Source organism: Pseudomonas sp. 10(2024), assembly GCF_045164175.1.
Classification (GTDB): domain Bacteria; phylum Pseudomonadota; class Gammaproteobacteria; order Pseudomonadales; family Pseudomonadaceae; genus Aquipseudomonas; species Aquipseudomonas alloputida.
This window is the reverse complement of record NZ_CP174006.1, coordinates 1,584,409-1,610,667: the sequence shown is the minus strand read 5'-3', so window position 1 is coordinate 1,610,667 and position 26,259 is coordinate 1,584,409. Positions and strand designations below refer to the sequence as shown.

The window sequence follows — 26,259 nt, the reverse complement described above, 5'->3', positions numbered from 1 at the left end:
TCTTCAAGGTTGGCGTTGGAACGGATACACCGAGCCCAACTTCAGGATCTGGGTCAATTCGTCCAGTGCCGTACGGCATTCCACCAGCAGTTGCGGGTCAGCCAGGTCTGCTTCGCCAAGGCGATCGCGGTAGTGCCTGTCGACCCACTGCAGCAGCGTGTCATACAGCGTGGCCGTCATGATAACGCCTTGGTTGACCGCCGCCAGCTCCGCTTCCTTCAAAGCCACGCGCAAACGCAGGCAGGCCGGGCCGCCGCCGTTCTGCATGCTTTGCTTGAGGTCGAACACCTTGACCTCCTTCACCGGGCCTCCCTGGCTGGTCAGCTGGCCCAGATAGGCCCAGACCCGCTCGTTGTTGCGGCACTCTTCCGGCACGACCAACAGCATCGAACCATCGTCGCGGCTGAGCAGCTGGCTGTTGAACAGGTAGGAACGCACCGCGTCCTCCACCGCCACCGCTGCCCTGGGCACGCAGATGGCCTGGAAGTTGCCACCCTTGCTGGCCAGTTTAGCTCGCAGCTGCCCAAGTACCGCGTCGGTCTCGAGAAACGCGTCCTCGTGGTAGAACAGCACCTCGCCGTTACCCACCGAAATCACATCATTGTGGAACACACCCTGGTCGATCACCGCCGGGTTCTGTTGAGCGTAGACCACACCGTCATCGCTCAGGCCGTGCAGCCGGGCCACAGCTTGCGAGGCCTCCAGGGTTTGTCGGGCCGGGTACTTCTGTGGCGCCGGGTAACGGCTGTCGAAGGCACTGCGGCCGTAGACAAAGAACTCCACGCCAGCCTCGCCATAGACGCGGCAGAAGCGCGTGTGGTTGGCCGCGCCCTCGTCACCGAACTGTGCCACGGCAGGCAGCGCGGCGTGGTGGGCAAAGTATTTCTCGTCGTTGAACATGGCGCCCAGCACGCGGCTGGTGGTCGGGTGCTCGATGCTGCGGTGATATTTGCAGTTGAGGTTGGCGGCGGTGAAGTGCACGCGACCGTCAGCAGTGTCGGCACTCGGGCTGACTGTTGCGGCGTTGGCCACCCACATGCTCGAGGCCGAGCAACTGGCCACAAGCAAAGGCATGGCCTCGCGGGCGGCGCGCTGGATAACTTCGGCATCGCTCCCACTGAACCCCAGGCGGCGCAGCGCCGCCACGTCCGGGCGCTCTTGTGGCGCCAGAACACCCTGCTTGAAGCCCATGTCGGCCAGCGCTTTCATCTTCGCCAGGCCCTGGCGCGCTGCCTCACGCGGGTTGGACGCCTGCTGGCTATTGCTCTGCGAAGCCACGTTACCGTAAGACAGACCGCCATAGTTGTGGGTAGGCCCCACCAGGCCATCAAAATTCACTTCATAGGATTTCATCGGCTAGGCTCCGTGACCTGTTGTTATAGGGTGACGCCCGGCGTCAGGGTCGCCGGCAAGGCAAGGCTGGCGGTCTCCAGCGAAGCCACGGGGTAAGCGCAGTAGTCGGCTGCGTAATAGGCACTGGCGCGATGGTTGCCACTGGCTCCCACGCCACCGAACGGCGCGCTGCTGGCAGCCCCCGTCAGCTGTTTGTTCCAGTTGACGATGCCCGCGCGACTGCGCAGCCAGAAGTACTGGTAGCGAGCTCGCGAATCAGACAATAAGCCAGCGGCCAGGCCATACTGGGTGTTGTTGGCTTCATCGATGGCAGCATCGAAGTCGGCGTAGCGGATCACCTGCAACAGCGGGCCGAAAAACTCTTCGTCCGGGCGGTCAGCCACGGCGGTGACATCGACAATACCCGGAGTCAGCAGTGCAGCATCGGCCTGTGGCTGAGTCATTTCCAGCAGTTTCACGCCACCTTTGGCAGCCAGTTCGGCCTGGGCGGCAAGCAGCGCCCGAGCCGCCTGCAGCGAAATCACCGAGCCCATGAAAGGCGCCGGCTGTTCATCGAACGCCCCCACCGTGATGGCTTTGCACACCTCGACCAGGCGCGCGATCAGTGCATCGCCCCAGGCGCCTTGCGGTACCAGCAGGCGCCGCGCGCAAGTGCAGCGTTGGCCGGCGGAAATGAACGCCGACTGGATAATGGTATACACCGCCGCGTCGAGGTCCTTGACCTCGTCCACCACGAGCGGGTTGTTACCCCCCATTTCCAGGGCCAGAATCTTGTCTGGGCGGCCTGCGAACTGTTGATGCAGCAGGTTGCCGGTGCGGCTCGAGCCGGTGAAGAACAGGCCATCGATACCTGGGTTGGCGGCCAGCGCCACACCGGTTTCGCGTGCGCCCTGCACCAGGTTCAGCACACCCGCCGGCAGGCCGGCAGCAATCCAGCAGTTGACGGTAAGCTCAGCGACCTTGGGGGTCAGCTCGCTGGGCTTGAACACCACGCAGTTGCCTGCCAGCAGCGCCGGCACGATATGGCCATTGGGCAGGTGCCCGGGGAAGTTGTAAGGGCCGAACACCGCCACGACGCCGTGAGGCTTGTGCCGCAGAACAGCCGTGGCATCGGCCAGAGGACCACTCTTTTCGCCGGTGCGCTCGCGGTAGCTCTGTACCGAAATCGCCACCTTGTTGATCATGCTGGTGACTTCAGTCGCAGATTCCCACAGCGGCTTCCCGGTTTCCTCGCCAATGCACTGGGCCATGGCCTCGGCATGCACTTTCAGCTGCGCGGCAAACTTCTCCAGCACATCGATACGTGCCTCCAGGCTCAATTGCGCCCAGGCCGGAAAGGCCTGCCGCGCGGCCTGCACGGCGGCGTCGACCTGGCTGGCGTCAGCGCCCTGCCCTTGCCAGATCACGGCCTGGGTCACCGGGTTGAGCGACTGCAGGGGTTCGCCCTGGCCGGCCTGCCAATTGCCTGCGATGTAATGCGTGGTCATTTACTGGGCCTCCCGGCTGGCCGACAGCGGCACCGCGCGGACATTGTCGCCAACGCCCATGCGCAGGCGTTTGGCGGTCAACGGGTCGACCACCAGGGTGCCGGCGGCCAACCGTGCAGGTGCAGCAGTGATGCGACAGTCGTCGCGCTTGCGGTTGTGGATGATGAAAGGGGTCGCGTCATCGCCTGGCGTACCTACCGCCAGCACCAGGGTCTGGCTCTCGCGCACGGCGCGGATCTTGGCAGTGTCACACTCGATGGCCGGGCCGGCATCGAAGATGTCGACGTAGCCCTGGTAGTTGAAGCCTTCCTGCTTGAGCATGGCCAGCGCCGGCTCGGTGTCTTTGTGCACACGGCCGATCACACTGCGCGCCGCTTCGGACAGGAAGCAGGTGTACAGCGGGAACTTGGGCATCAGCTCGGCGATGAACGACTTGTTGCCCACGCCGGTGAGGTAGTCCGCCTGGCTGAACTCCATCTTGAAGAAATGCCGGCCCAGGCTTTCCCAGAACGGCGAACGGCCCTGCTCGTCAGACATGCCGCGCATTTCGGCAATGATCTTCTTGCCGAACAGCTCGGGGAACTCGGCAATGAACAGCATGCGCGCACGCGACAGCAGGCGGCCATTGAGGCCCGAGCGGTAGTCGCTGCGCAGGAACAGCGAGCACAGCTCGGAATTGCCGGTCAGGTCGTTGGCCAGGAACAGCGTCGGGATTTCGCGGTAGATCTTCAGCTCCTGCGAGGCGCTGACAGTCAGGCCGACCCGATAGTTGTACCAGGGCTCACGCAGGCCGACGGCGCCGGCGATGGCACTGATGCCCACCACCAGACCTTCGTCGTTTTCCAGCACGAACAGGTAATCGGTGTCGCCACGCTCAGCTTCGCCACGAAAGCTTTTTTCCGCCCAACCAACGCGATGCCCCAGGCGCTCTTCGTTGGCCGGCAGCGTGGTCAGCCCGGTGGTGCCGGTGCTGCGTGCCAATTCGATCAACGCAGGCAAATCGCTGCTGCGTACAGGACGAACGATCATGCTATCTCCTTGTGCGGCGGCATCGGCCGGCGCGAAACTCTGCTAACGCATCAAGCCCGAAACGTCTGTTGCCAGACCTCAAACCGCGACCAGGCGCACGCTGGCGCCCTCACCCACGCCCAGCGCGTCGGCTGCTGCCACGCTCAGGCTGACCGGCTTGCCAGGCACCCAGTCCAGGTCCAGCAACACCGCGCGGTAGTCCTGCAACAGGCCGTTGCACACCAGGTACGGGCGCCCGCCTTTGACCGGGGCCTCTTCGATCTTCACCGGTACAACCCGGCTCTGGGCGATCGAGCGGATGCCAGAGGTGCGCGCATGCAGGGTCGGGCCACCGTCGAAGATGTCGATGTAGTGCTCGGTCTCGAAGCCTTCGCGCATGAGTATGTCGAAGGTGATCTGTGCCCGCGGATGTACCTGGCCCATGGCTTCCTGCGCCAGGTCTGGCAACAACGGCACGTAGATCGGGTAATGCGGCATCAGCTCGGCGAGAAAGGTACGGCTCTTCAGGCCGCACAGGCGCTCGGCGTCGGCATAGTTGAGATCGAAGAAGTTGCGGCCGATGGCATCCCAGAACGGCGATTCACCCTGCTCGTCGCTGAAGCCGACGATCTCGGTGACCACCGAATCGGCAAAGCGCTCCGGGTGCGCGGCCATGAACAGCAGCCGGCCGCGCGAGTTGAGCTCGGCCCAGCCACTGTTCACCAGCTCCGGCGCCACATAGAAGCTGGTCAGCAGGCTGTTGCCGGTCAGATCGTGGCACAGCGACAGCACATGGATCTTGTTGTGTATCTTCAGCTCGCGTGAGGCGTGCACGAATGTTTCGTTACGAAAACTGTAGAACGGCTCGGAATAGCCGGCCGAAGCGACAATGGCCGAGCAGCCGGCCAACTTGCCTGTTTCGCTGTCTTCGAGTACGAAAAAGTAACTCTCTTCACCGTTGAAGCTGACCTCGGCGGCGAAGGATGTCTCAGAGGCGGCAATCTTGTCGCCCAGACGAGCAGTGTCGTCCGGCAGCGAGGTGACACCAATGGGGCTGTCTGCAGCCATGCGCTGCACGTCGTTCAGATCAGCCATTTGCGCGGGGCGCATCACCAGCATGGTGTCACTCCTTTGGAATACGGGCCATTCACGTCGGCACGGAAAAACGGCAGGCACCCAGGCACCTGCACTGGAATCGGGTATCGCCGACCCGGCTCAGCCTCGGGCTGAGGCTGCGCCAGGGCCGGCGAAAGGACCGCTGGCGGATCAGCCTTTGGTCAGTGTGGCCACAGCGCGTTCGAAGCGGTCCAGGCCTTCGTCGATGTCGGCGTCTTCAACTACCAGGCTTGGCGCGAAGCGGACCACGTCCGGGCCGGCCTGCAGCACCATCACGCCTTCTTTCTCGGCAGCATTGAGCACGTCCTTGGCCTTGCCTTTCCAGGCCTCGGTCAAGACACAGCCCAGCAGCAAGCCGACACCACGCACCTGGCTGAACAGGTTGTACTGCTGGCCGATCTGTTCCAGGCGGGTTTTGAAGCGCTCGTGCTTAGCCTTGATACCGGCCAGGGTTTCCGGGGTGTTGACCACGTCCAGCACCGCGCAGGCAACGGCGCAGCCCAGCGGGTTGCCGCCATAGGTGGTGCCGTGGGTGCCAACGGCCAGGTGCTTGGCCAGCTCGGTGGTGGTCAGCATGGCGCCAATCGGGAAACCGCCGCCCAGGCTCTTGGCACTGGTCAGAATGTCCGGGGTCACGCCGTAGTGCTGGTAGGCATACAGCGAGCCGGTACGGCCCACGCCAGTCTGCACTTCGTCGAAGATCAGCAGAGCGTTGTGCTCGTCACACAGCTTGCGCGCGCCTTCCAGGTAGGCCTTGTCGGCCGGCACCACGCCGCTCTCGCCCTGGATCGGCTCGATCACCACGGCGCAGGTCTTGTCGGAAATCTGTGCCTTCAACGCTTCCAGGTCGTTGTACGGCACATGGCTGATACCGGTGATCTTCGGGCCAAAGCCATCGGAGTACTTCGGCTGGCCACCCACGCTGACGGTAAACAGGGTGCGACCGTGGAAGCTGTTCACGGTGGCGATGATTTCGTGCTTTTGCGGACCGAAGCGGTCATGCGCCACACGACGGGCCAGCTTGAAAGCGGCCTCGTTGGACTCGGCGCCGGAGTTGCAGAAGAACGCGCGGTCGGCAAAGGTGGCGTCCACCAGCTTGTGGGCCAGGCGCAGGGCCGGCTCGTTGGTGAACACGTTGGAGACGTGCCAGAGGGTGTTGGCCTGTTCAGTCAGGGCCTTGACCAGTGCCGGGTGGCAGTGGCCCAGGGCATTGACCGCGATGCCGCCGGCAAAGTCGATCAGCTCGCGACCCGACTGGTCCCAGACACGGGAACCCTCGCCTCGCACAGGAATGAAGGCCGCCGGAGAATAGTTGGGGACCATCACCTGGTCGAAATCGGCACGTTGCACCGGGGCTTGCTCAACGGACATCTGAGTCTCCTGAAGAGGAACGCTGGCCTGGAAGTGGCGAGCGATGGGGGGATTGTAAGGACTGATCCGCGCCTGTCCTTGCGGCCAAGCGACAACTTGTTACAGCGCAAAACCCAGTTTTGACAAGGCTTTCGGCAATGCGACAAACACTGTCGCAATCGCGCAGTGTACGGGAGAGAGGGGGCTGGGTGAACGGGTGTTCACATAGGATTGTGAGGGGGCAGGATGTACGGCGATGTTGATGTGATGACGGGGAGATCGAGCGCCGCCCGCGCGGCGCTTCGCGGGCAAACCCGCTCCTACGTTTGTTTCGGGCCAATTATGCCTGTGGGATTTGCGCGCGAACGCCCTGGCGCATGGCTCGATATCGCGTCGTACAAACAAGGCCATCGCGCGCGCCTGGCACAGGATGGACTGGCTCGAAACAAACGTAGATACTCTGTTGGCGGTCAAGCTTTTCCGAGGTGTTCAGAGCTGAAAAGCTTCACCGTATCAAATGGCACATCCCCACGCATGCATGCCCAGATGCCTGTCAGATACTTGCGCATGACAGCAGCGATAGCCTGCATTTTTTTCTTGCCCCTACTGACCAGGGATTCGTAAAAAGCCTTCGCATAAGGGTCGCAGCGCACTGCGGTCAAGGCAGGCATGTACATGGCTGCCCGCAGATAAGCATTCCCGCTTTTGCCGAGCCGACCGGGCTTGTCAATGCTCGTCCCCGACTGTGTCTGCCGAACATCCAGCCCCGCGTGACGAGCTACCTGCGAGGACTTGAGCATTTGAGGAAGGGTGGTCAGCTCAGCCAATGCAGCAAGTGCTGAGACTTCTCCTATTCCTGGGCCTGCGAGCAGCTGCTTGTACTGCCGAGTAAGCGTCGGACACTGGGCGACCATCTCGCGGCCAGCCTTACGAAAGCGTTCAATTCGATTATCCAGTGAAGCAATGGCTTCTTCTTGATCTTCGATCAGCATCGACACGGTCGTAGAGGTCGCCTGCAGCGCATGAAGTTCGTTCTTCGCCCTGGTACGGTGTCCCACCAAACGGTTGATGTGCCGGCCCAGAGCCCTCAGCTCAAGCTGCACAGGGCTTGGAGGCGTCCACAAGCGCGGTGTCATACGCTCGCCGTACTCGGACAGCAACTGAGCATCTATTGCATCGGTCTTGCTGTTCACCAGCATCAGTTTGGCGAAATTGTGAAAGCTCTTGGGGTTGATCACTGAAACAGGGAGGTCAGCCGCATGTAGCTCAAGAGCCAAGTCTAGGTAATAGATTCCGGTCGCCTCCATCACGATCGACTTGGGCTTGAGTGCCAGCAGCTTTTTCACCGCAGCCTTACGGCCTGCAGGGGTTTGAGCGATATCCCACTGTCCGGCCGGACGCCCATCTTTACGTACCCCGACGATCGAAGTGCGTGAGCCGATATCGAGGCCAACACAGACACTCATTCTTCCCTCTCCCCAGCGAGTTAGGTAACAATGGCCTCCGGTTCCCCGACCTCGAACTTCATGCTGCTGCAACCTTGTAATGCGAAGTCCGACTTGTCGGCTTCTCGATACTCTTCGCAGTGGGCAATGAGGCGGGGGGCCTCTCTACGTACAAGGTCAGGGGTAATCCCTGCCTTTAGGAGCGATCGGCCTCCCCGGAAGTGCTTCTTCAGCCTGACGAGAATAACCTCTCCCGCCAGGCTAAGGACAACATACAAGGAGCGGGTTTACCCGCGAAGCGCCGCGTGGGCGGCGCTCGATTTGCGCCCCAACACCAACCCCAAGGCATACACCCCGAACCCACCCGAAATCTCAGCCCTTTTCAGCCGGCGCCGAGCTCAATTCAAACGGGCTGCTGCTGCGACGCTGATTGCGGTCTTCCCGCGGCGTTGCACCAAAGAAATTACGGTAGGCACTGGAAAAATGCGGCCCCGACGAGAAACCACAAGACAGCCCGATCTGGATGATCGACTTGCTGGTCTGCATCAGCATCTGCCGCGCCTTGTTCAACCGTAACTCCAGGTAGTACTGGCTGGGCACGCGGTTCAGGTACTGCTTGAAGATACGCTCCAACTGCCGACGCGACACACACACATGCTGGGCAATTTCGTCGGTGGTCAGCGGCTCTTCGATGTTGGCTTCCATCAGCAACACGGCCTGAGTCAGCTTGGGGTGACTCGAGCCCAGGCGGTTCTGCAGCGGAATACGCTGGCGCTCGCCACCCTCGCGGATGCGCTCTACCACCAGCTCTTCCGACACCGCCCCGGCCAACTCCGCCCCGTGATCCCGCGCCAGCACCGCCAGCAGCAGGTCGGTCACCGCCATACCGCCGCAGGCGGTCAGTCGGTCGCGATCCCAATCGAACAGGTGGCTGGTGGCAATCACCTTGGGGAAGCGTTCGGCAAAGTCATCCTGCCAGCGCCAGTGCACGGCTGCCCGGTACCCATCGAGCAGGCCCAGCATTGCCAGCGGATACACCCCGGCCGACAGGCCACCGATCAGGCAGCCACTGCGCGCCAGTTGCTTGAGCGCCGCTGAAAAGGCAGCCCCCATCGCCGCAGGCGGCTCGTCGGCCAGCAGAAAGAGCTTGTGACAGCCCTCCAGGCGGCCGGTCCACGGCTCGCCCGGCAGCCGCCAGGCGCCTTCCTGCGCGGGCTCGGCCTGCAGGAAGACCAACTCGTAGACCACATCCGGATGCACACGCTGCGCCACCAGCAACACTTCCTCGGCCAACGCCAGGGTCAAAGGCCTGGTGCTGGGCCAGATGAGAAAACCGATTCGCTGGGTGGTCATAGGGTGCGGTCCGAAACCTGAGGTCGTTCGAGTCTGTGCGCCGGGTCAGGCTGCGCTCGCCGCGCAGCATGCCCTATTCTGGTGCAAAAATGCAGCTTTTACTTCAGGCTGCCGGAGAGGAACTGCTTCAAGCGCTCCGACTGCGGGTTGGCCAGCACTTCACGCGGGCAGCCGGTTTCTTCCACCAGGCCTTTGTGCAGGAACACCAACTGGTTGGACACCTCGCGGGCAAAGCCCATTTCGTGGGTCACCACTACCATGGTCCGACCTTCCTGGGCCAGCGCCTGCATCACCTTCAGCACATCACCCACCAGCTCAGGGTCAAGCGCCGAGGTCGGCTCGTCGAACAGCATGACCTCCGGCTCCATGGCCAGCGCCCGGGCAATTGCCACACGCTGTTGCTCACCCCCCGACATATGCCCGGGGAAGGCATCCTTGCGATGGGCAACCCCCACCTTGGCCAGGTAGTGCTCGGCCTTTTCCAGGGCTTCCTTCTTGTTCACGCCCAGCACGTGCACGGGCGCTTCGATGATGTTCTCAAGCGCAGTCATGTGCGACCACAGGTTGAAGTGCTGGAACACCATCGACAGGCGCGAGCGCATGCGCTGCAATTGACGCGGGTCGGCAGCCTTCAACGCGCCATCCTTGCCGGGGACCAGCTTCAGTTCTTCGTTGTTGAGCAGGATCTTGCCGGCGTGCGGCTGCTCCAGCAGGTTGATGCAGCGCAGGAAGGTCGACTTGCCCGAACCGCTGGAGCCGATGATGCTGATGACGTCGCCGGCCTTGGCCGCCAGCGACACGCCCTTGAGCACTTCGTGGCTGCCGTAGCGCTTGTGCAGGTCTTGGACTTCGAGTTTGTACATGCTGTCGATTCTCACAAAGCGGTCAGTGCTTGCGCGGCGCCAGGTAGCCGAGCCAGCGGCGTTCGGCCATCTTGAACAGGCGCACCAGGATGAAGGTCAGGCACAGGTAGAACACGCCCGCCGTGATATAAGCCTCGAAAGGCAGGTAGTACTGGGCATTGACCGTGCGCGCAGCACCGGTGATGTCGATCAGGGTGACGATCGACGCCAGGCTGGTGGTCTGCAGCATCATGATCACTTCATTGCTGTACTGCGGCAGTGCCCGACGCAGTGCCGAAGGCAGCAGGATGCGGCGGTACATTTTCATGCGCGACATCCCCATGGCCTTGGCAGCCTCGATTTCGCCATGCGGCGTCGCCTTGAGGCTGCCGGCAATGATTTCGGCGGTGTAGGCGCTGGTATTGATGCCGAACGCCAGGCAGGCGCAGAAGGTGGCGCTGGACAGCAGCGGCCAGAAGATACTCTCGCGCACCGCCTCGAACTGGGCCAGGCCGTAGTAGATCAGGAACAGCTGCACCAGCATCGGCGTGCCACGGATGACGTAGGTGTACAGCCATGCAGCAAGGTTGACCACCGGCTGCCTGGATACCCGCATCAGCCCCAGCGGAATGGCTGCCAACAGGCCGAAGAAAAGCGAAATCGCCAGCAGTTTCAGGGTGGTCAGCAGGCCGCCGAAGTACATCGGCAGCGCTTCCCAGACGACGTTGTAGTCGAAGATCATAGTTCAGCCACCTTGACGCCCACCGAGTAGCGGCGCTCCAGATACTTCAGGGCCAGCAGCGAAACACTGGTCAGCACCAGGTACAGCGCCGCCACTGCCAGGAAGAAGGTGAAGGGTTCGCGGGTGGCGTCAGCCGCCTGCTTGGCCTTGAACATCATGTCCTGCAGACCGACGACCGAAATCAGCGCAGTAGCCTTGGTCAGCACCAGCCAGTTGTTGGTGAAGCCCGGAATGGCCAGGCGAATCATTTGCGGCACCTGGATGCGGAAGAACACTTGGCGAGGGCTCATGCCATACGCCACGCCCGCCTCGGCCTGGCCCTTGGGAATGCCCAGAAAGGCCCCGCGGAAGGTTTCCGAGAGGTAGGCGCCAAAGATGAAGCCCAGGGTACCGATACCCGCAATCAGCGGATTCAGATCGATATAGTCTTCATAGCCGAGCAGCGGCGCCACCCGGTTGATGATGTCTTGCCCGCCGTAGAAGATCAGCAGGATCAGGACCAGGTCCGGAATACCACGGATCACCGTGGAATACAGATCGCCCAGCCAGGCCAACCAGCGCACTGGCGACAAACGCAGCGCCACACCGATCAGGCCGAGCACGATGGCCAGGGCCATCGACGACAGGGCGAGCTGTAGCGTCAGCCACGCCCCGTCGAGGATGACTGCCCCGTAGCCTTTCAACATGATGAGGTCCTCGACCTAGAGAATGAAAAATGGTGCAAACCTCAGAGCCTCTGCTGTTTGCACCATTGCACAGGTGAAACCCGACGTCTTACTTCGAGTCTGGACCGTAGATGTCGAAATTGAAGTACTTACTTTCGATTTCTTTGTACTTGCCGTTGGCACGGATGGCGTCGATCGCCGCGTTGATGCGGTCGACATTGGCCTTGTCACCCTTGCGTACGGCAATACCGATACCGTCACCGAAGTACTTGGCGTCGGTGAAGGCCGGGCCTACGAACGCGAAGCCCTTGCCGGCGTCAGTCTTGAGGAAGCCATCTTCCAGCAGGGTGGCGTCAGCCACGGTGCCGTCGAGGCGGCCAGCTGCGACGTCCAGGTAGATTTCGTTCTGGGTACCGTAAGGCACCACGGTGGCACCTTTGGCGCCCAGCACTTCCTTGGCGAAGCGGTCGTGAATGGAGCCGCGCTGCACGCCGATCTTCTTGCCTTTCAGTTCGTCCAGGCTGTCGCTGACGGTGGTGCCGTCCTTCATGACCAGGCGCGCCGGAGTCAGGTAGTAGCGCTTGGTGAAGTCGACCGACTTCTTGCGGTCATCGGTGATCGACATGGACGACAGGATGGCGTCGATCTTGCGCACTTTCAGCGCCGGGATCAGGCCGTCGAACTCCTGCTCGACCCAGGTACACTTGGTTTTCATCTCTTCGCACAGCGCGTTGCCGATATCGTAGTCAAAGCCGGCAATGCTGCCGTCAGGTTGCTTGAAGGCGAAGGGTGGGTAGGCAGCTTCGATGCCGATTTTCAGCGGTTTTTCAGCAGCCTGCGACACCAGGGAAAACACAGACAGCGCCAGGGCGCCAAGCAGTGCGAGCTTCTTCATCAGGTAACTCCATCGGTACGGGGCAATACAAGGCAGGTAACAGCTGCCCGATATGCGAATGAGTACAACGCGAGCCGCGCAGGGTTCGACCAAGGCCGCATACCACGAGCGAGTGAGTGGCATTTTAACGACAGCCCGGTAGTCGATATTTCTTCAAAGCGACAACTACTTATAGAAGCGCCTGAAACCGCCGCGGGCGATGTTGACAGCCAGTGCAAAATATGCAAAGGCGCAAGAAATAGAACCTATAGACCTAGCAATTCCTGGGCCTATTATTGGCAAAGCCTTGTACGACGGCAAGTGCAGCGTGCCTTGATGCACAAAATGCTGACTCCGATGCACCGAAACGGGCCGAAATTGTTTCCTGGCGCCCCGAACCTGTGCGGGGCCGGTGACAGAACAGTAACCGATGATTGTCGGGTAACAATGCAAAAGCGGGCTTGCCCGCGAATGCGTGAGGTCAGGGGACAGCTTAGCCTGAACTGACGCATTCGCGGGCAAGCCCGCGCCTACAGGGGGTATTGCCGGGGAGGGAATTAGGCCGAAGCCAGGTTCATCGCCTTGTGGGTATCGATCAGGTGCTGCACCACACCTGGGTCGGCCAAGGTCGAGATATCGCCCAGGGCGTCGTATTCACCGGTGGCGATCTTGCGCAGGATGCGGCGCATGATCTTGCCCGAGCGGGTCTTCGGCAGCCCCGGCGCCCACTGGATCACATCTGGCGAAGCAATCGGGCCGATCTCCTTGCGCACCCAGTTCTTCAGTTCCAGGCGCAATTGCTCGCTGGCCTCGATGCCGGCATTGAGGGTGACATACACATAAATGCCCTGCCCTTTGATGTCATGCGGCACGCCGACCACTGCAGCCTCGGCAACCTTCGAGTGCGCGACCATGGCGCTTTCGATCTCGGCGGTACCCATGCGGTGGCCGGACACGTTGAGCACGTCATCCACACGGCCGGTGATCCAGTAGTAACCGTCCTCGTCGCGGCGCGCACCGTCGCCGGTGAAGTACATGCCACGGAAGGTCTTGAAGTAGGTGTCGACGAAGCGGTCATGGTCGCCGTACAGCGAACGCGACTGACCCGGCCAGGAGTCGAGGATTACCAGGTTGCCTTCGGCAGCACCGTCGATCAGGTTGCCCAGGTTATCGACCAGGGCAGGCACCACACCGAAGAACGGGCGAGTTGCCGAACCCGGCTTGAGGCCGGTGGCACCAGGCAGCGGGCTGATCAGGATGCCGCCGGTCTCGGTCTGCCACCAGGTGTCGACGATCGGGCAACGCTCCTTGCCGACGGTCTTGTAGTACCAGTTCCAGGCCTCAGGGTTGATCGGCTCACCCACCGACCCCAGCAGGCGCAGGCTGGAACCGTCGGCGCCTTCAACAGCTGCCTGCCCTTCGGCCATCATGGCGCGAATGGCAGTTGGCGCTGTGTAGAGGATGTTGACCTTGTGCTTGTCGACGATCTTCGATACGCGGGTAATGTCCGGGTAGTTCGGCACGCCTTCGAACAGCAAGGTGGTGGCGCCGTTGGCCAGCGGGCCGTAGACGATATAGCTGTGGCCTGTGACCCAACCGACGTCGGCGGTGCACCAGTACACCTCGCCCGGACGGTAATCGAACACACGTTCATGGGTCAGCGCGGCGTAAACCAGGTAACCGCCTGTGGTGTGCAGCACGCCCTTCGGCTTGCCGGTGGAGCCGGAGGTATAAAGGATGAACAGCGCCTCTTCAGCGCCCATTTCTTTGGGTGCACAGTGGCTGGAGGCCACTTTCATCAGGTCTTCGTACCAGATGTCGCGGTGCTGGTGCCAGGCAATGTCGCCACCGGTGCGCTTGCACACGATGATTTTCTGCACACTGCTGGTTTCAGGGTTGGTCAGCGCCAGGTCGACGTTGGCCTTGAGCGGTGTACGGCGGCCACCACGCACGCCTTCGTCGGCAGTGATCACCACCTTGGACTTGCAGTCGATGATACGGCCAGCCAGCGCCTCGGGCGAGAAGCCGCCGAACACCACCGAGTGAATCGCACCAATGCGTGCACAGGCCAGCATGGCGACCACCGCTTCGGGGATCATCGGCATATAGATGGTGACCACGTCACCGCGGTGCACATCCTGGCCACGCAGGGCGTTGGCGAACTTGCAGACCTGCTCGTGCAACTCGCGGTAAGTGATGTTGCGGTGCTCGGAAGGGTCGTCACCTTCCCAGATGATGGCCAACTGGTCACCGCGCTCTTCAAGGTGGCGGTCCAGGCAGTTGGAGGAAACGTTCAGAGTGCCGTCGGCGAACCATTTGATATCGACATGGTGGTCGTCGAAGGAGGTCTGCTTGACCTTGGTGAACGGCTTGATCCAGTCGATACGCTGGGCCTGCTCGCGCCAGAAGCCGTCCGGGTTGATCACCGATTGCTGGTACATGGCCTTGTAGGTGGCCTCGTCGGTCAGGGTAGTGGCCGCAACCTCGGGACGAACGGGATACAGTGGAGCCGCACTCATCTGTGTTACCTCGGTGTAATAGTTGTTTTTGTATGGAACCGTTTGTAACTGTACCAGAGCGACAAAAGCCATTCGACGTTGGTAGTAATTTGGTACACCCGTTCCGGCAAAGCGCTCTGGCGCGGGCGTTACAGCCTGCCGGAGAAAAAAGGAGGGGGATTGGCCCAGGATTGTTACAGATTCTGTCAAAACACTTTATCAAAACACCCACTGTTTCAGCATTGGCCACCGCCATAAAATTCACCTCGCCAGCAACGGCAAGGCGATTAACAACTGGTAACAGCCCCCACGAAGGCAAGCGTTAATCTCCCTCTAATCCCGATAGTTAACACTCGCTGTACTCGCGGCGCCATAAGCGCCGCGTGCCCCCTCACGACCTTAGACAGGTAAAAAGAAAATGAAAGCTTTACTGGTATTGGTACTTGGCAGTCTTTGCGGCGCGGCGATGGCCGGCGAAGCCAAAGATGCCGAGCAGATTCCGGTTGAACAGTACAGTTACTCGCAGCACCTGGACATTGCTCGCGTCATTTCCATGAGCGAAGTGCCCAACGTCTGCGAAGTCGTGCCAGCCCGCATGACCTACGAGGACTCCAAGGGCCAGAGGCACATTCTCGAATACCGCGTGATGGGGAACGGCTGCTCTAACGGCTGATACCTTGTGAATTGGGGGCCCTGCGGGCCCCTTGGCGGGTGAACCCGCTCCTACGGGCACCTCGCACACCATGAATGCGGCGCGGTACCTGTAGGAGCGGGTTCACCCGCGAAGCATTCACCACCTGATTAACAGGCTATTAACTTACAGCCATTTAATCAGTCGACTTGCCCAACGAATAATCCCTCAACTTGTTGGCAATCGTGGTATGCGAAACACCCAGTCTTTTGCCCAAGGCCCGACTACTGGGAAACTCCCCCATCAAACTTTCCAGCACCGCCTTTTCAAAGCGCCCTACTATCTGCGAAAGATCCCCTTCCAGCGAAAACTCGCCCAACGGTTGCCGCACGCCATAATCCGGCAAACGAATATGCTCGCTTTTAACCACGCCGCCATCACATAGCGAAACCGCCTGGAACAAAACGTTTTCCAACTGCCTTACATTACCTGGCCAGTGGTACTGTCCAAGTTTGTCCATTGCCGCCGGTGCCAGGCGCGGCATGGCGCAGCCAATCTGCCGACTGGCCTGATCGAGAAAATGCTGCACCAACCCCTCCAGACCATCCATGCATTCGCGCAAAGGCGGAATGTGCAGCGACAGTACATTGAGCCGGTGATACAGGTCCTGGCGAAACTCGCCACGGGCACACAACTCGGACAAATCCACCTGGGTTGCACAAATTACCCGCACATCCAGGTAGACCTCTTCATCGCTACCTACCCGACGGAAGCAGCCGTCCTGCAGAAAGCGCAGCAGCTTTACCTGCAACCGCGGGCTCATCTCCCCTACCCCGTCAAGGAACAACGTGCCGCCTGCAGTCAACTCCAGCAGCCCCAGCTTGCCTTCGGCCCGTGCCCCTTCGAATGCCCCAGGGCCGTAACCGAACAGCTCGGTCTCGGCCATCGACTCGGGCAACCCGGCGCAGTTGAGCGCCATCAGCGGCGACTGTCCACGCGGGCTGGCCAAATGGCAGGCACGCGCCAGCAACTCCTTGCCCGTACCGGTTTCGCCCTCGATCAGCAACGGTGCATCCAGCGGCGCCATGCGCCGCGCTTCACGCACCACGGCAGCCATCACCCGCGAGCTCTGGAAGATGCTGTCGAAGCCACGCAGCTCTTGCTTGCGCACGTTGTAGATACGCTCGCCGATCCGGTCGGCACGGTGCAGGGTAAGCACCGCGCCGGCCAGAGCCTCGCTGTCATCGTGTTCGGACTGCAGCGGTGCGATATCGGCCAGAAACACATCACCTTTGACTTTGATGCGCAAGCCGTTGATGCGCGACTTGTTGGCCCGCACCAGCTCCGGAAGATCGAAGTCTTCTACGTAGCGCGCCAGCGGCATGCCCGGCACCTCATCAACCCGCACGCCAAGCAACTGCGCGGCTGCACGGTTGGCCGCAACGATGCTGCCGCCCATGTCGATCGACAGCACCGGGAAGTCCAGCGCTCCCAGCAACGCATTCAGCTCCATGTGCCGGCGTTCGCTGGGCATCAGGCCCACACGCTTAACGCCGAATACCCCGGCAATGGCCTCGAACTTCGGCCGCAGGGCCTGAAATTGCAGGTTGATCAGGTTCGGGCAGTGCAGGTAGATGGCGTTGCCATGATCACCGCCCACCTCGCCGCGCAGCACGTTGATGCCGTACTCCACCAGCAGGTTGAGGATGTCGCGCAGGATGCCAATGCGGTTCTGGCAATGGACTTTGATACGCATGAGGGCTCTCGAAGCGCTGATGTTTTTCCACACCGCGCAGAAAAGTCGTAAAGATAAGCTGACAAAAACCGCGTTTCTATCAACCAGATGCCTCGAATTTTCCGACACTTGCCGAGTTTTGTAAAATTATCGTTACGAAAACCGACGTCGGCCCCTTCACGGCCGAGCCACGCCCCCGTGCAAAACCGCTGGCGAAGGGATATTCCTTTAGGCATGTCCTGTACATAACAAGAAAAGCCCTCACCAGGAGAGCCTCATGAAACAGACGCAATACGTGGCACGCGAGCCCGATGCGCATGGTTTTATCGATTACCCGCAGCAAGAGCATGCGGTGTGGAACACCCTGATCACCCGCCAGCTGAAAGTGATCGAAGGCCGTGCGTGCCAGGAATACCTGGACGGCATCGACCAGCTGAAATTGCCGCATGACCGCATTCCGCAACTGGGCGAGATCAACAAGGTGCTGGGTGCCACCACCGGCTGGCAGGTTGCCCGGGTACCGGCGCTGATCCCCTTCCAGACCTTCTTCGAACTGCTGGCCAGCAAGCGCTTTCCGGTCGCCACCTTCATCCGCACCCCGGAAGAGCTGGACTACCTGCAAGAGCCGGATATCTTCCACGAGATCTTCGGCCACTGCCCGCTGCTGACCAATCCCTGGTTCGCCGAGTTCACCCACACCTATGGCAAGCTCGGCCTGGCCGCGACCAAGGAACAACGTGTGTACCTGGCGCGCTTGTACTGGATGACCATCGAGTTTGGCCTGATGGAAACAGCGCAAGGCCGCAAAATCTATGGTGGTGGCATCCTCTCGTCGCCGAAAGAGACCGTCTACAGTCTGTCTGACGAGCCTGAGCACCAGGCCTTCGACCCGATCGAGGCCATGCGTACGCCCTACCGCATCGACATTCTGCAACCGGTGTATTTCGTACTGCCGAACATGAAGCGCCTGTTCGACCTGGCCCACGAGGACATCATGGGCATGGTCCACAAAGCCATGCAACTGGGTCTGCATGCACCGAAGTTTCCACCCAAGGTCGCTGCCTGAGCGACCTTGCCGATAACAACTCGAACCGGAAAACACCTCATGAATGCCTTGAACCAAGCCCATTGCGAAGCCTGCCGCGCCGATGCGCCGAAAGTCACCGACGAAGAGCTGGCCGAGCTGATCCGCGAAATCCCGGACTGGAACATCGAAGTACGTGACGGCCACATGGAGCTGGAGCGCGTGTTCCTGTTCAAGAACTTCAAGCACGCCTTGGCGTTCACCAATGCCGTGGGCGAAATCGCCGAAGCTGAAGGCCACCACCCAGGGCTGCTGACTGAATGGGGCAAGGTCACCGTGACCTGGTGGAGCCACTCGATCAAAGGCCTGCACCGCAACGACTTCATCATGTGCGCACGCACTGACAAGGTGGCGGAAACGGCTGAAGGCCGGAAGTAAACACCAGAAAAAGGGGCCAGAGGCTAATGCCAGTCAGTTAAGACTGACGCATTGACCTTTAGCCCATAGGCCGCAAAATCCGATGCTTGGAAACGAGCATCGGATTTTTTATGCGCCTGTCAAAAGCCCTGTCCCTCACTCATGAAATGGCATCGCGGCCACATGCCCTCGAAGGGCTTGGAGCCTTGCTTGATCCAGACATTGTGAAACAGGCCTTCGAAACGGCAGGTGTCTCGACTATACGCAAGCGCCGGTTGCCGTTGGAAAGCCTGGTCTGGTGCATCATCGGCATGGCGTTGTTCCGCCGGATGTCGGCTTGGGATGTCGTGAATCACATGGACATCATGCTGCCGGGCAAGCGACCGCTGGTGGCGCCCAGCGCTGTTGTTCAGGGACGGCAACGGCTGGGTAGCGAAGCGGTTCGCGAGGTGTTTTCGCTCACCCAGCAGCGATGGCATGCAGAAGTCCAACACCCTCAATGGTTGGGGTTAACACTTTTGGGTGTGGATGGCGTCGTCTGGAATACCCCCGACACCGCAGAAAATCGGGCGTGCTACGGCGGCGCGACCAATCAGCATGGCGATGGCAGTTACCCTCAAGTCCGAATGGTCTGCCAGATGGAACTGACTAGCCATCTGCTGATAAGCAGTACTTTCGAGAGCTATCACAGTAGCGAAATGAAGCTGGCCGAACAGTTGATCGCTACCACGCCTGATCACTCGCTGACCCTGTTCGATAAAGGTTTCTACTCGTTGGGTTTGCTGCATCACTGGCAATCACAAGGCGAGCAGCGTCATTGGCTTATTCCTTTGAAGAAGGGTAGCCAGTACGAAGTCGAGCACAAGCTTGGGCGCAACGATGCCGTAGTCATTCTGCGCACCTCGCCACAAGCCCGTAAGCAATGGCCCGGCCTGCCGCTGGAGACTCGAGCACGGCTGTTAAGCAAGACGATTAAAGGCAAGGTGGTGAGCGTACTGACCTCAATGGTCGATCCGCTGCGTTTCCCGGGTGATGAGATCGTCGACCTTTACAGTCAGCGTTGGGAAATCGAACTGGGATATCGAGAGATCAAGCAAGGGCTTTTAGGTGGTGAATATACGCTGAGAAGCAAGACGCCGGAGATGATTGCGCAAGAGCTATGGGGCGTACTGCTGGGCTACAACCTGTTGCGTTATCAGATGGTGCAAATGTCTCGACAGTGCCCTGGTGTGTACCCATGCGAGATGAGTTTTACTGCCTGTAGCTGGGCAATACTGGGCTTGCTGCATGGCACATCCTTGAACCACCCCGGAAATTTGCCGGGATTTTTGTCGGATCTGCAGGCTTCGGCGGCACAATATGTCTTGCCACATCGACGGCCTGACCGATGGTTTCCGCGAACGGTGAAGCAACGTCCAGCGAAGTACCCCACCCGAAAATGAAAAATGCCAGTCAGCTTAACTGACTGGCATTAGGCCAGAGGCCCCTTTTTTCATGGGGCATATGTGCGCTGTTCGCCCGCAAAACCGACAAACGACCGGGAAAAAAACCAAACTGTCATCCAGAGTTGTGTATCCTGCCCGAGCTTTTTGAAGCTCCAAACGCGCCTGGCGCAGACTTTTCACTCACACTTGCGAGGAACGACGAGATGCATGAAATCCCGAATCTTCCCTTCCCAAGCCTGAACCCAGAAGAGCCATCCGTGACCGTTCACGCCGAACCGGCAGCTGCCGCCGAGCAGGATGGTGACGATCAATCCAGCGCTGACCAGGAATAACTGCGCATCCCCGACTGTGTGAAAACGGCTGACCTGCGGGCTACCCCCGTCATCACGTTTTCACACCGTCTAAAATCAACGTTGTAACAACCCACTACCACCTGCCCCGCCCCTCCCCCACACAGACTCGTGCCTCCTACCGCTAAGAGGCAGAAATGCGCCAGCCGCTCAAGCGCTCGACGCCCTGCTGCATTCGTCCATGTTCACCCGATGGGCCGGCTTTGTGCTGCCGCGCTTGCGGCTGGATTACTCGCAAGCCGAGTTCAGTGTGACCTGGATGCTCGATTACACCAACTGACTACAGGCTGACAGCTGCGCCCGCAAACACCCTTGCTGTGGTTAAGATGGCGGCATACACCGCCATCCTTACCGCAGCAACGGATCCCCAATGCCAGCACGCAGTCCCACGTCCCTTGCCGTCACTGGGCAAGTCGTCTCCATCGTCCTGTTCACCTTCATCGGCTACCTGAACATCGGCATCCCTCTGGCCGTGTTGCCCGGCTATGTGCACAACGACCTGGGTTTCAGTGCCGTGGTCGCCGGCCTGGTGATCAGCGTGCAGTACCTCGCGACGTTGCTCAGCCGCCCTGGCGCCAGCCGTATCATCGACAACCATGGCAGCAAGAAGGCAGTCATGTACGGCCTGGCCGGTTGCGGGCTTAGCGGGGTATTCATGCTGGCCTGCGCCTTCCTCACTCACCTGCCCTGGCTGAGCCTGGCTTGCCTGCTGGTCGGCCGCCTGGTGCTGGGCAGCGCCGAAAGCCTGGTAGGCTCGGGCGCGATCGGCTGGGGCATTGGCCGGGTGGGTGCCGCAAACACGGCCAAGGTCATCTCCTGGAACGGCATCGCCAGCTATGGTGCGCTGGCCATCGGCGCCCCACTGGGCGTGCTGATGGTCAAAGGCCTCGGGCTGTGGAGCATGGGTGTGAGCATCATCCTGCTGTGCGTACTCGGTTTGCTGCTGGCCTGGCCCAAGCAAGCCGCACCCATCGTCAGCGGTGTACGCCTGCCGTTCCTGCGGGTGCTGGGCAAGGTATTCCCGCATGGCTCGGGGCTTGCCCTGGGTTCGATCGGCTTTGGCACCATCGCCACCTTCATCACCCTTTACTATGCAAGCCGTGGCTGGGCCAATGCGGCGCTGACCCTGAGCCTGTTCGGCGCCAGTTTCATCAGCGCACGGCTGCTCTTTGGCAACCTGATCAACCGCATCGGTGGCTTCAGGGTGGCGATCGCCTGCCTGTCGGTTGAAACGCTCGGGTTGTTGATGCTGTGGCTGGCACCCAACGCCGAACTGGCCTTGGCGGGGGCTGCATTGACCGGGTTTGGTTTCTCGCTGGTGTTTCCGGCATTGGGCGTGGAGGCAGTGAACCAAGTGTCGGCGGCTAACCGCGGGGCGGCGGTGGGGGCGTATTCGCTGTTCATCGACTTGTCACTGGGGGTGACCGGGCCATTGGTCGGTGCGGTGGCGGCGGGGTTCGGCTTTGCTTCGATGTTTCTGTTCGCGGCGGCTGCGGCAGCGTGCGGGTTGGTGTTGAGCCTCTATTTGTACCGCCAAGGGCGTAGGGACAGGGACCGTACAACAGAAGCCTGAAAGCCGCTGCCGGCCTCTTCGCGGGCAACCCCGCCCGCCTGGCGTGCACGATCCCCCGTAGGAGCGGGTTCACCCGCGAAGGGCTGCAAAGCAGCCCCCAAGGCCCTAAACCTTAGCGCTGAGCGTACTGCAACACCACCTCAAGCGGGTGACGCATCTTCCGCTCGGTCATGCGCTTGACCTGGCTACGGCACGAATAACCGGTCGCCAGCGGCTCCCCTTCCTTGTCCAACTTGGTCGCCCAGCTCTGCTCGAATATGGTCCGAGACGTTTCCTGGTTGCGAGCTTCGTGCCCATAGGTACCGGACATACCGCAGCAACCCGTGGCCTCGGTCACCAGCTTCAGCCCCAGACGGGCGAACACCTGCTCCCACTGCCGGGTGCTGGCCGGCACGTTGGTCTTCTCGGTGCAGTGCGCCATCAGGCGGAAGCTGCCCGGTGCGGCAGGCGCCTGCTCGGGCAGCACATCCATCAGCCATTCCTGCGGCAGCAGCACCTGCGGGCAACCCTCCAGGCCTGGCACCTTCTGGTACTCCTGGCGATACACCAGCGTCATCGCCGGGTCCAGCCCCACCAGCGGCACACCGCAGTCGGCCAGGGCCTTGAGCTGCGTGGCGTTGCGGATCGCTGCCTTGGCAAACGCGCCAAGGAAACCCTGTACGTGCAACGGCTTGCCGTTGGCGCTGTACGGCGCCAGGAATACCCGGTGGCCCAGGCGGTGGGCAAGGTCGATGAAGGCCGACAGCAGCGGCGTTTCGAAGTAGCGGGTGAAGGCGTCCTGCACCAGCACGATGCTGCGCTCGCGCTGGGCCGGGGTCAGCTCGCGCAGGGCCGGCACCGTGGCCACGCCGACGCGGCAACGGGTCAGGGTAGCCTGGAAGTTGAAGCGGCTGATCAGCGGGCTGTCGACCATGCCCACCTTGTCGGCCAGCAGCTGGCTCACCCACTTCGAACCCATCACCGCGTTGTACAGCCCCGGCGCGTGAGCCAGGTAGGGGATGGTGAACTCGAGCGAGCCGATCAGGTAGTCACGCAGCGGGCGCTGGTAGCGACCGTGGTACAGCTCGAGGAAGCGCGAGCGGAAATCCGGCACATTGACCTTGATCGGGCACTGCCCGGCGCACGACTTGCACGCCAGGCAGCCAGCCATGGCGTCGTACACTTCATGGGAGAAGTCCTCCTGGCCCTGGTTGCGCGCGCGGTTATTGCGCAGACGCGCCGGCAGGCCCTTGAGCCACGACACCTTGTTGCGCGCCGCAGCCAGCACATCGATGTTCGCCTCGCCCTGCAGGCGCAGCCACTCGCGCATCAGCGAGGCGCGGCCCTTGGGCGAATGCTGGCGTTCGCGGGTAGCCTTCCACGACGGGCACATGGCGTCGTTGGGGTCATAGTTGTAACAGGCGCCATTGCCGTTGCAGTGCACGGCGCTGGGGAAGTCCTGCCAAACGCGCTCGTCAATGGTACGGTCAAGGTCGCCGCGCAGGGTCACGCCATCGACCGGGGTCAGGCCCTCTGCGCTGCCCAGTGGCGTGCAGATCTTGCCCGGGTTGAGCTGGTTGTGCGGGTCAAAGGCGCCCTTCAGGCGCTGCAACGCCGGGTACAGTTCGCCGAAGTACTCGGGCACGTATTCCGAGCGCAAGCCCTTGCCGTGCTCACCCCACAGCAACCCGCCATAGCGTTTGGTCAGCGCGGCAACGGCATCGGAAATCGGCTTGACCAGCGCGGCCTGCGCCGGGTCTTTCATGTCCAGTGCCGGGCGCACGTGCAGCACGCCGGCATCGACGTGGCCAAACATGCCGTAGGCCAGGCCGTAGCCGTCGAGCAGTGCGCGGAAGTCGGCGATGTAGTCGGCCAACTGCTCTGGCGGTACTGCAGTGTCCTCCACGAACGGCTGCGGGCGCACTTCGCCTTCGACGTTGCCCAGCAGGCCGACCGAACGCTTGCGCATGGTATAGACGCGGGTGACTGCCTCGGCGCCTTCGGCCAAGGTGTGGCCCAGGCGCTCGACGCTGGTGTCGCTTTGCAGGTGCTGGATGAACGCCTGCACCTTGGCGTTGACCTCGGCCGGCTCGTCGCCGCAGAACTCCACCAGGTTGATGCCCAGCGTGGGGCGCTCGGGGTCCGCCGGGAAGTACTCGGCAACGCTGTGCCAGACGATGTCTTTCATCGCCAGCATCAGCACCTTGGAGTCGACCGTCTCGATCGACAGCGGCTTGTGCGCCATCAGGGCGTTGGCATCACGCAGCGCATCCATGAAGCTGGTGTAGCGCACATTGACCAGCACCGCATACTTGGGAATCGGCAGCACGTTGAGCTTGGCTTCGACCACGTAGCCCAGCGAGCCCTCGGCGCCGCACAGTACGCTGTTGAGGTTGAAGCGGCCCTGCTCGTCGCGCAGGTGCGCCAGGTCGTAGCCGGTCAGGCAACGGTTGAGCTTGGGGAAGGTGGTTTCAATCAGTTCGGCCTGGGTTTCCTGAATTTCCCGGGCCATGCGGTACACCTCGCCGACCCGGCCCGGCTCGGCGCAGGCCTGTTCCAGCGCAGCATCGTCGATCGGCAGGCTGTGCAGGCGTTCGCCACCGAGCAGCACGCTGTGCAGCTCCAGCACGTGGTCGCGGGTTTTACCGTAGGTGCAACTGCCCTGGCCACTGGCATCCGTGTTGATCATGCCGCCGACCGTGGCGCGGTTGGAGGTGGACAGCTCAGGGGCGAAGAACAGCCCGTGCGGCTTGAGCGCAGCATTGAGCTGGTCCTTGACCGTGCCGGCCTGTACCCGCACCCAGCGCTCTTCCACGTTGATTTCGAGGATGTTGTTCATGTGCCGCGACAGGTCGACGACGATACCGTCGGTCAGCGACTGGCCGTTGGTGCCGGTGCCACCACCGCGGGGGGTCAGCTTGACCTGCTGGAAGCGCGGCTCGCCCATCAGCGTGGCGACCCGCGCCACATCGTCGGCATCCAGCGGGAACACCGCCGCCTGCGGCAAGCGCTGGTAGATCGAGTTGTCGGTGGCCAGTACCGTGCGGGTTGCGTAGTCGGCACTGATCTGGCCGCGGAAGCCGCTGTTGCGCAGGGCTTCGAGGAATTCGGGGTAATTGGCGCTCGGTGCAACGGTGGACAGCTGGGCGATCATCGAAGGATGGCCTCTTGATATTGGCTAGATCACGGGATACCTGTCGCCCTGGCATGGGTTCAGGCATGCAGGGATGACGTATAGGCCAATGTTCCTGTAGTTTCGCGTCAGGGGCAAACGGATAATCCTGCCGCTATCAATGACTTTTATGAATGAATTACCGCCACCTGACCCCATCCATGTCACTGCTGCTGGCTTTCGAGGCCGCCGCCCGGCATGAAAGCTACACCCGCGCCGCCGCCGAACTGTCGCTGACCCAAAGCGCGGTCAGCCGCCAGGTGCAAGCCTTGGAGCAGCAGTTGGGCCTGACCCTGTTCCGCCGCGAGGGGCGCCAGGTGCAGTTGACCGATGTCGGCCGCCTGTACCAGCGCGAGCTGAGCGAGGCACTGGGGCGCATCCGCAGCGCCACCTTGCAGGCACTGGCCTATCAATCGGGAGTAGGCACGTTGCGCCTGGCTACCCTGCCAACCTTCGGTTCGAAATGGCTGTTGCCGAGGCTGCATGCGTTCTACAGCGCTCACCCGGGCATGCTGGTGCACATTCATTCACGCATTGAAACCATCAACTTCGACACCAGCGAAATCGACGCCGCCATCGGCGTGGCCAGCCACGACTTGCCGGGGCTTGTCTGCCATCGCCTGCATGCCGAGGAGCTGGTGGTGATCTTGCCGCCGGAGGCCGGCGTCGGCAGCCAGGGCTGGAGCCCGGCGCGGATCAGTGAAGAGGTGCTGCTGAATGTGGCCAACAACCCGCATGCGTGGGGCGAGTGGTTTTCCCATCATGGCCTGCCGCACCGGGCGATGCGGCTGGGGCCGAGCTTCGAGCTGACCTCGCACCTGATCCAGGCGGTACGTGCCGGAATCGGGATCGGGCTGGTGCCGCGCATATTGGTGGAGGAGGAACTGGCCAAGGGAGAGCTGTACAGCCCGGGTGTGGCGTTTGCCAGCCAGCGCAGTTATTACCTGATCTACCCGCCGAGGAATGAGGCACTGCCGTCGCTGCGGGCATTCAGAGGCTGGTTGCTGGAGCAGATCTGATTTTTGGCGGGGTCACCTGACCTGAGGGCAACGCTGTACCCGTAGGAGCGGGTTTACCCGCGAAAGGGCCGGGCCTGCTGGCCAATCTCCACCTTCCTTTCACCGTTGCCGCCGCCACCGTATTCGCGGGTAAACCCGCTCCTACAAGGGTTACGCAAGCCTCAGGCATACCAGGTCGTTG

General features: G+C 61.5%; 21 protein-coding genes. 7 read left to right on the top strand and 14 right to left on the bottom strand.

Annotated elements, in window-relative coordinates; genetic code table 11:
* Window positions 1-3 precede the first annotated feature (3 nt).
* The 12 genes from astB to acs form a co-directional block, all read right to left on the bottom strand.
* Window positions 4-1,353, bottom strand: coding sequence for an N-succinylarginine dihydrolase (gene astB / locus ACI7M0_RS07420; protein WP_129933922.1), 1,350 nt, complete (start codon window positions 1,351-1,353; stop codon window positions 4-6).
* Between the two features lie 23 nt (window positions 1,354-1,376).
* Complete coding sequence (gene astD, locus ACI7M0_RS07415; protein WP_129933923.1) at window positions 1,377-2,840, bottom strand: succinylglutamate-semialdehyde dehydrogenase; 1,464 nt, start codon at window positions 2,838-2,840, stop codon at window positions 1,377-1,379.
* Complete coding sequence (gene astA, locus ACI7M0_RS07410) at window positions 2,841-3,869, bottom strand: arginine N-succinyltransferase (RefSeq protein WP_003254513.1); 1,029 nt, start codon at window positions 3,867-3,869, stop codon at window positions 2,841-2,843.
* Window positions 3,870-3,947: 78 nt separating this feature from the next.
* The gene (aruF, locus tag ACI7M0_RS07405; RefSeq protein ID WP_010955177.1) at window positions 3,948-4,967 is read right to left on the bottom strand and encodes an arginine/ornithine succinyltransferase subunit alpha; all 1,020 of its coding nucleotides are present in this window, start codon (window positions 4,965-4,967) and stop codon (window positions 3,948-3,950) included.
* Between the two features lie 147 nt (window positions 4,968-5,114).
* Window positions 5,115-6,335 carry an aspartate aminotransferase family protein gene (locus ACI7M0_RS07400; RefSeq protein WP_064493124.1) on the bottom strand — a complete coding sequence of 407 codons (1,221 nt, stop codon included), beginning with the start codon at window positions 6,333-6,335 and terminating at the stop codon, window positions 5,115-5,117.
* A 449-nt stretch (window positions 6,336-6,784) separates the two neighbouring features.
* Window positions 6,785-7,780: an IS110 family transposase gene (locus tag ACI7M0_RS07395; protein ID WP_129934054.1), complete on the bottom strand. Its 996-nt coding sequence runs from the start codon at window positions 7,778-7,780 to the stop codon at window positions 6,785-6,787.
* Window positions 7,781-8,131: 351 nt separating this feature from the next.
* The gene (gene argR, locus ACI7M0_RS07390) at window positions 8,132-9,112 is read right to left on the bottom strand and encodes a transcriptional regulator ArgR (protein ID WP_004576734.1); all 981 of its coding nucleotides are present in this window, start codon (window positions 9,110-9,112) and stop codon (window positions 8,132-8,134) included.
* A 98-nt stretch (window positions 9,113-9,210) separates the two neighbouring features.
* A complete protein-coding gene (gene aotP / locus ACI7M0_RS07385) occupies window positions 9,211-9,975 on the bottom strand; it encodes an arginine/ornithine transport ATP-binding protein AotP (RefSeq protein ID WP_014590100.1) in 765 nt (254 codons plus the stop codon).
* A gap of 22 nt (window positions 9,976-9,997) precedes the next feature.
* Window positions 9,998-10,696, bottom strand: a complete 699-nt coding sequence (locus ACI7M0_RS07380) for an ABC transporter permease (RefSeq protein WP_003254520.1) — start codon at window positions 10,694-10,696, stop codon at window positions 9,998-10,000.
* Window positions 10,693-11,382 (bottom strand): ABC transporter permease, encoded by a 690-nt coding sequence (locus tag ACI7M0_RS07375; protein ID WP_003254523.1) that lies wholly within the window; start codon window positions 11,380-11,382, stop codon window positions 10,693-10,695. The genes ACI7M0_RS07380 and ACI7M0_RS07375 overlap by 4 nt, the downstream gene beginning before the upstream one ends.
* Window positions 11,383-11,470: 88 nt before the next feature.
* Complete coding sequence (locus ACI7M0_RS07370; RefSeq protein ID WP_003254524.1) at window positions 11,471-12,256, bottom strand: ABC transporter substrate-binding protein; 786 nt, start codon at window positions 12,254-12,256, stop codon at window positions 11,471-11,473.
* Window positions 12,257-12,792: 536 nt separating this feature from the next.
* A complete protein-coding gene (acs, locus tag ACI7M0_RS07365) occupies window positions 12,793-14,754 on the bottom strand; it encodes an acetate--CoA ligase (RefSeq protein WP_003254525.1) in 1,962 nt (653 codons plus the stop codon).
* Between the two features lie 397 nt (window positions 14,755-15,151).
* Between acs and ACI7M0_RS07360 the strand changes: the two genes are divergently transcribed.
* Window positions 15,152-15,406, top strand: coding sequence for a DUF2790 domain-containing protein (locus ACI7M0_RS07360; RefSeq protein ID WP_021783457.1), 255 nt, complete (start codon window positions 15,152-15,154; stop codon window positions 15,404-15,406).
* Between the two features lie 154 nt (window positions 15,407-15,560).
* Here the strand turns inward: ACI7M0_RS07360 and ACI7M0_RS07355 are convergent, their stop codons facing one another.
* Window positions 15,561-17,120, bottom strand: coding sequence for a sigma-54-dependent phenylalanine hydroxylase transcriptional regulator PhhR (locus tag ACI7M0_RS07355; protein WP_014590097.1), 1,560 nt, complete (start codon window positions 17,118-17,120; stop codon window positions 15,561-15,563).
* A 256-nt stretch (window positions 17,121-17,376) separates the two neighbouring features.
* On the opposite strand from ACI7M0_RS07355, the gene phhA reads away from it, so the two are divergent.
* The 5 genes from phhA (at window position 17,377) to ACI7M0_RS07330 (ending at window position 21,908) form a co-directional block, all read left to right on the top strand.
* The gene (gene phhA / locus ACI7M0_RS07350) at window positions 17,377-18,165 is read left to right on the top strand and encodes a phenylalanine 4-monooxygenase (protein ID WP_003254528.1); all 789 of its coding nucleotides are present in this window, start codon (window positions 17,377-17,379) and stop codon (window positions 18,163-18,165) included.
* 39 nt (window positions 18,166-18,204) lie between these two features.
* Window positions 18,205-18,561, top strand: a complete 357-nt coding sequence (locus ACI7M0_RS07345; protein WP_003254532.1) for a 4a-hydroxytetrahydrobiopterin dehydratase — start codon at window positions 18,205-18,207, stop codon at window positions 18,559-18,561.
* Between the two features lie 110 nt (window positions 18,562-18,671).
* Window positions 18,672-19,982: an IS4 family transposase gene (locus tag ACI7M0_RS07340; protein WP_104960600.1), complete on the top strand. Its 1,311-nt coding sequence runs from the start codon at window positions 18,672-18,674 to the stop codon at window positions 19,980-19,982.
* Window positions 19,983-20,188: 206 nt separating this feature from the next.
* Window positions 20,189-20,317 (top strand): hypothetical protein, encoded by a 129-nt coding sequence (locus ACI7M0_RS07335; RefSeq protein ID WP_003254533.1) that lies wholly within the window; start codon window positions 20,189-20,191, stop codon window positions 20,315-20,317.
* A gap of 388 nt (window positions 20,318-20,705) precedes the next feature.
* Window positions 20,706-21,908, top strand: coding sequence for an MFS transporter (locus ACI7M0_RS07330; RefSeq protein ID WP_129934016.1), 1,203 nt, complete (start codon window positions 20,706-20,708; stop codon window positions 21,906-21,908).
* Between the two features lie 112 nt (window positions 21,909-22,020).
* Here the strand turns inward: ACI7M0_RS07330 and ACI7M0_RS07325 are convergent, their stop codons facing one another.
* Window positions 22,021-25,041 carry an FAD-binding and (Fe-S)-binding domain-containing protein gene (locus tag ACI7M0_RS07325; RefSeq protein ID WP_129934015.1) on the bottom strand — a complete coding sequence of 1,007 codons (3,021 nt, stop codon included), beginning with the start codon at window positions 25,039-25,041 and terminating at the stop codon, window positions 22,021-22,023.
* Between the two features lie 152 nt (window positions 25,042-25,193).
* Here ACI7M0_RS07325 and ACI7M0_RS07320 point away from each other — a divergent pair, with 152 nt between their 5' ends.
* Entirely contained in the window at window positions 25,194-26,078 is an 885-nt protein-coding gene (locus ACI7M0_RS07320) for a LysR substrate-binding domain-containing protein (protein WP_003254537.1), read from the top strand.
* Window positions 26,079-26,259 lie beyond the last annotated feature (181 nt).